At 63.5% G+C, this 5,066-nt stretch carries 6 protein-coding genes; all 6 read left to right on the top strand.

The window, feature by feature from the left end; translation table 11 throughout:
* Positions 1-381: 381 nt before the first annotated feature.
* Positions 382-1,089 (top strand): c-type cytochrome, encoded by a 708-nt coding sequence (locus ACLP25_RS29760; protein WP_442472700.1) that lies wholly within the window; start codon positions 382-384, stop codon positions 1,087-1,089.
* A gap of 44 nt (positions 1,090-1,133) precedes the next feature.
* A complete protein-coding gene (locus ACLP25_RS29755) occupies positions 1,134-2,375 on the top strand; it encodes a c-type cytochrome (protein ID WP_442472699.1) in 1,242 nt (413 codons plus the stop codon).
* A 7-nt stretch (positions 2,376-2,382) separates the two neighbouring features.
* Complete coding sequence (locus ACLP25_RS29750; RefSeq protein WP_442472698.1) at positions 2,383-2,565, top strand: hypothetical protein; 183 nt, start codon at positions 2,383-2,385, stop codon at positions 2,563-2,565.
* On the top strand, positions 2,562-3,134 hold the full coding sequence (locus tag ACLP25_RS29745) for a cytochrome C oxidase subunit II (RefSeq protein WP_442472697.1): 573 nt from the start codon (positions 2,562-2,564) through the stop codon (positions 3,132-3,134). The genes ACLP25_RS29750 and ACLP25_RS29745 overlap by 4 nt, the downstream gene beginning before the upstream one ends.
* Positions 3,124-4,734: a b(o/a)3-type cytochrome-c oxidase subunit 1 gene (locus ACLP25_RS29740; RefSeq protein ID WP_442472696.1), complete on the top strand. Its 1,611-nt coding sequence runs from the start codon at positions 3,124-3,126 to the stop codon at positions 4,732-4,734. Before ACLP25_RS29745 ends, ACLP25_RS29740 begins: the two co-directional genes overlap by 11 nt.
* A partial coding sequence (locus ACLP25_RS29735) for a c-type cytochrome (protein ID WP_442472695.1) occupies positions 4,731-5,066 on the top strand: 336 nt, incomplete at its 3' end. The genes ACLP25_RS29740 and ACLP25_RS29735, both read left to right, overlap by 4 nt.

Raw genomic sequence — 5,066 nt, 5'->3', positions numbered from 1 at the left:
TTACCAGCCTCTTTTTGGGGCGGGAACCCTGGTATCTCGTCAGTTCAATGGGTTTAAGGAGACGGCCCAGCGGGGGGAGACAATCCCTACCGTTCCCGACGGGGAAACCTGAGATTGAGCTGCGAGATAAAACCGAGGGCGTTCGAGCTGCGCGCATCGGGCCCTAGGCAGATCGAACAGGTTGACCTCAGCCAGGGGCGTCGCGAGCGTTGAGTTCAGCAAATGTCCGAGCGGCTTTGCGGCGAGTTGACCGGCACAGAGTTTGGCACAATTATTTCTGAAGCGAGACCCGTTCCCCAAGGCGCTGAATCTGCTCCTGCGGAAAAGCGCTTTGCGGATCGCTCCGAAAAGGTAACGACCCTTAGTGTCGGAGGCGGGCTGATGGAACGGCGCTGGTTCTATGTCGCTCTCCTTAGCGTTGGCGGGCTCGGATTGCGCGTCGGATTTGCGCAGCCTGCTGAGGAGGCGCCGGACACGATGGAAGCGCGCGTCATGGCCTGCGTCCCATGTCACGGCGCGAAAGGGGAGGGGACGGACAACGCCTACTTCCCGCGCCTGGCCGGCAAGCCTGCCGGCTATCTTGCGAACCAGCTTCATGCTTTCCACACCGGGCGCCGGCACTACCCGCCAATGAACTACCTGCTGGCCTATTTTCCCGAAGACTACCTGAAACAGATCGCGGAATATTTTGCCGCGCAGCGGCCTCCGCTGCCAGCGCCGGCGGATCCTGCGGTCAGCAAAGACGTGCTCGAGCGGGGCGAGTCCCTCGTTACGCACGGCGACGCCGCGGCTGGGGTACCCGCCTGTTCGAGCTGCCACGGCCCTCATCTGACGGGGATGGAGCCCGCAATTCCAGGCCTTCTCGGCTTGCGCGCGACTTATATCAGCGCTCAGCTCGGCGCATGGCGCTATGGGACGCGCACCGCGGCGGGGCCCGACTGCATGCAGATTGTCGCCGGTCATCTGACGGAGGATGACGTCAAGGCGGTCGCCGCGTTCCTCGCTGCGCGGCCAGCGCCGCCCGATCTGGCGCCGGCGCCCCAGGGTACTTTCATTTTGCCGTTTGCCTGCGGGAGTGAGCCGCAATGACTCGCTGCATGGCGTTTCGGCCTCAATGGAAGAGCGCCCTTTCGATGGCAACGCTCGCCGGCGCGTTGCTCCTTGCGAGCTTCGCGGCGCGGAGCGAGGACGCGAAGCCGGCGGCGCCCGATATGTCTCTGATCGAGAAGGGTCAATATCTCGCGCGAGTCGGCGACTGCATCGCCTGCCACACCGCGCCTGAGGGGAAACTCTTCGCCGGCGGCCTGGCCATGCCGACACCGTTCGGAACGCTCTACACATCCAACATCACGCCGGATCGCGAGACCGGGATCGGCGGATGGACCGCTGACCAGTTTTACGCGACGATGCATACGGGACGCTTTCCGGACGGCGGCCTGCTCTATCCCGCGATGCCCTTTGGTTCCTACACAAAGGTCACGCGCCAAGACAGCGACGCGATCTTCGCCTATCTGCAAACCGTCCCGCCCGTGCGACAGGCGAACCGCCCGCATGATCTGAAATTCCCCTTCAACAACCGCTCGCTGATCCTGGGCTGGCGCACGCTCTTTTTCAAGGAAGGCGAGTACAGTCCCGACCTGAACCAGTCGGCCGAATGGAACCGAGGCGCCTATCTCGTCGAGGGGCTCGGCCATTGCAGCATGTGTCACACGGCCATCAACGCGCTCGGCGGCAGCTCGGAATCGCAAGCGTTCCAGGGCGGCCTGATCCCGATGCAGAACTGGTACGCCCCTTCGCTGACCTCGGACAAGGAAGCAGGACTCGGCGACTGGAGCCTGAAAGACATCGCTGACCTCCTCAAGACCGGGGTCTCCGCGCGCGGCGCGGTCTACGGGCCGATGGCCGACGTCGTCTACAACAGCCTGCAATACCTCACGGACGCCGACGTCCAAGCCATGGCCGTCTATCTCAAGAGTCTCGCCCAGCCGAGGCCACCGGCGGCCGCGACTTCGAACCTCCCAGGTTTCGAAAGCAGCCTTCTGGTCGCGCTAGGAAAGACGATCTATGACAATCAGTGCGCGGTCTGTCATGGGCCTCAAGGGCTCGGAAAACCGCCGCACTTTCCGCCGCTCGCCAACAATCAGTCGATCCAGATGGGATCGGCGGTCAACCCAATCCGCATGGTGTTGAACGGCGGCTATCCGCCTGGCACGTCTGGCGACCCCATGCCCTACGGCATGCCGCCGTTCGCCCAGTCTCTATCAGACGACGAAGTGGCGGCCGTCGTCACCTATATTCGCACGGCATGGGGCAATCGTGGGACTCCTGTCAGCGCCGCCGACGCGAATAGCTTGCGCTCCGCTCCGCTCGATTGAGGCGTCGATGATCAATTCCCCTATAACCCCCTCGAACGCTGATGAAACCCGCGACGCCTACATCGAGGCGATCGTTGAGAGCGGCCCGCGCGGCGCGATCGCGCTGGCGGGGATCGCCACGTTCCTCGTTGTGGCGATCTGGTTCGCGTTCTATCTCTTCATCTTCACGCCGCGAGCGATGACGCCGTGAGCCAGGAGACGTCCGCCCTGCACGATTCGCGTGGCGAGCGGCTGGCGGCTCTCGTGGAGCGTCGCTGGGCGACAATCTGCGTGCTGATCATGGCGGTCTTCGTCGCCGTCGCCGCTTTCGCGGGCATTCATCAAGCCACGATGCCGCAAGCCCGGGTTGAAACGGTCAGTCCGACCCGCCTTCATCTCGGCGGCGAATTCGTGGAGACCAATCTCGGAAGCGCGGTTGAGCCGGACGGCTCCGTGACCGTACGCGCCATCGGCCAGGAATATTCCTTCACCCCCCAATGCATGATCGTGCCGACCGATACGCTGATCACCTTTCGCGCGGCGAGCCCTGACGTCATTCACGGCTTTCTGATTGAGGGCACCAACGTCAACGCGATGCTTGTGCCCGGCTATGTCTCCACCATAGCCGCGCGCTTCGACACGCCTGGCGATCACCTCATGCCGTGCCAGGAGTTCTGCGGCGTCGGCCACGAAGGCATGTGGGCGACGGTCAGGGTGATCGACAGGGCTGACTTTCTGAAGATGGCGGAAACCAAGCCGAGGTTGAGCTGTGTTGAATAGCCGGCGCCTGATCCTCGCACATTTCTGCTTCGGGATGGCGCTTGTGCTCGGCGCCTGGCAGATGTTCGTCCGCAGCCCGCTGCATACATGGATCAGTGACCCGGAGTTGTACTATCGGTCGGTGACCGCGCACGGAGCCATCATGGGTTACGTGTTTCCGACGCTGATCGCAATGGGCTTCGGCTATGCGATCAGCGAGTCTTCTCTCGGACAGCCGCTGATCGGACCGCGCTGGGCGTGGGCGGGCTTCGGCCTCGTCCTCGTCGGAGCCGTGATGGCGATCACGCCGGTGTCGCTCGGCCGTGCTTCCGTCCTCTACACTTTCTATCCGCCTCTGATCGGCAACCCGTTCTATTACATAGGCGTCGTGCTTGTGGTGGTGGGGTCGTGGATCTGGGTCGCGCTGATGTCGATCAATCTGGGCGCCTGGAAGAGAGCCAATCCGGGCCGTCCGGTGCCGCTGCCAATGTTCGCCAATGTCGCGGGCTCCTATCTCTGGGCCTGGACGGCTGTTGGCGCGGCGCTCGAACTTGTGTTGCAGCTTATTCCCGTGGCGCTCGGGATGACTTCGACAATCAATGTCGGGCTGGCGCGCGTGTTCTTCTCTTGGACGCTGCACGCCATCGTGTATTTCTGGCTGATTCCGACATACATCGCCTATTACACGATCCTGCCTCGGGCGATCGGCGGAAGGATTTACAGCGACACCATGATGCGGCTGGCCTTCATCGCGTTCTTGGTCGTCGCAATGCCGATCGGCATTCATCACACGTTCGGAGACCCGCAGGTTGGCGCGGGCTTCAAATTCATCCACTCCACATTCACAGCGCTCGTTGCCGTTCCTACCCTGATGGCGGTCTTCACCATTTGCGCTTCGGTCGAGATCGCCGGCCGGCTTCGCGGAGGGCAGGGTCTATTCGGGTGGCTGGCCGCGCTGCCGTGGAAGAACCCGATTATGCTCGCTGCAGCGTTCTCTTTCGTGATGCTGGGCTTCGGCGGCGCGGGCGGCCTCATCAACATGAGCTACCAGCTCGACGCGACCGTCCATAACACGCAGTGGGTCACCGGACACTTCCATCTCATCTTCGCCGGCGCAATCGTGATCATGTACTTTGCGATCGCCTACGACCTTTGGCCTCATCTGACGGGCCGCGCGCTGGCGGACGTCGCGCTCATGCGCGCCCAGCTCTGGCTTTGGTTCGTCGGCATCATCGTGACCACCTTCCCCTGGCACTGGGTCGGCATTCTCGGCATGCCGCGCCGGATGGCCTATTTCGACTACAGTGCTCCGATGCTCTCGGCCACCGCCTTTCCGGTCGCGATCTCCGCGTTCGGCGCATTTATCGTCCTTGCCTCGGGCGTTCTGTTCTTCGCCGTGCTCATCCGCGGCCAGGCAGCGCCGCGGATGGAGACGGAGCCGTATCGTTTCGCGACGGCGGTTCATCCTCCGGTCGCTGTTCCGGCCGCGCTCAACGGCCTTGGCCTTTGGGTCGCCCTGATGCTCGGGCTGACGATCACCAACTACGGTTATCCGATTTTGCAGCTCGCCTTCCGCCCTGGCGGGGCGGTCCCTGCGGTCTATGTCGGGGCGCAGCGATGAGCGACGAGCCGCCGCTCTCCCTGAGGGACCCCTGGGTCGTCCGCAGCGTCGCCGCCGTCGTTGCGATCTTCGTGGGCGCAACGATCCTAGGGTTCGTGGTCTTCCCCCTGATAGAGCCGAACGCAAGGGCGTCGGGCTTATGGGATGCGATCTGCAGCGCGGCAGGCGTCGTTCGGACACCGACCAGCGAGAGCCCGATCGAGCCTGACTTCACCGTCTCGCCCGCCGTGATGACGTCCGACATGCTGCGCGGCGCCGACGCCGATTCGATCGGGCGCGGCGCGACGCTCGCCCAGCAATGCGCGATCTGTCATGGACCCACCGGCGTCAGC

The sequence above is a fragment of the Roseiarcus sp. genome, assembly GCF_052145395.1.
GTDB lineage: Bacteria > Pseudomonadota > Alphaproteobacteria > Rhizobiales > Beijerinckiaceae > Roseiarcus.
Note: the sequence above shows the minus strand (reverse complement) of the source record. Positions and strands in the feature narration are given on the sequence as shown.

Excerpts from the sequence above, each read along its gene's own strand:
- ACLP25_RS29760 (WP_442472700.1), top strand. The coding sequence starts at position 382 with ATGGAACGGCGCTGGTTCTATGTCGCTCTCCTTAGCGTTGGCGGGCTC.
- ACLP25_RS29755 (WP_442472699.1), top strand. The coding sequence starts at position 1,134 with ATGGCAACGCTCGCCGGCGCGTTGCTCCTTGCGAGCTTCGCGGCGCGG.
- ACLP25_RS29750 (WP_442472698.1), top strand. The coding sequence starts at position 2,383 with ATGATCAATTCCCCTATAACCCCCTCGAACGCTGATGAAACCCGCGAC.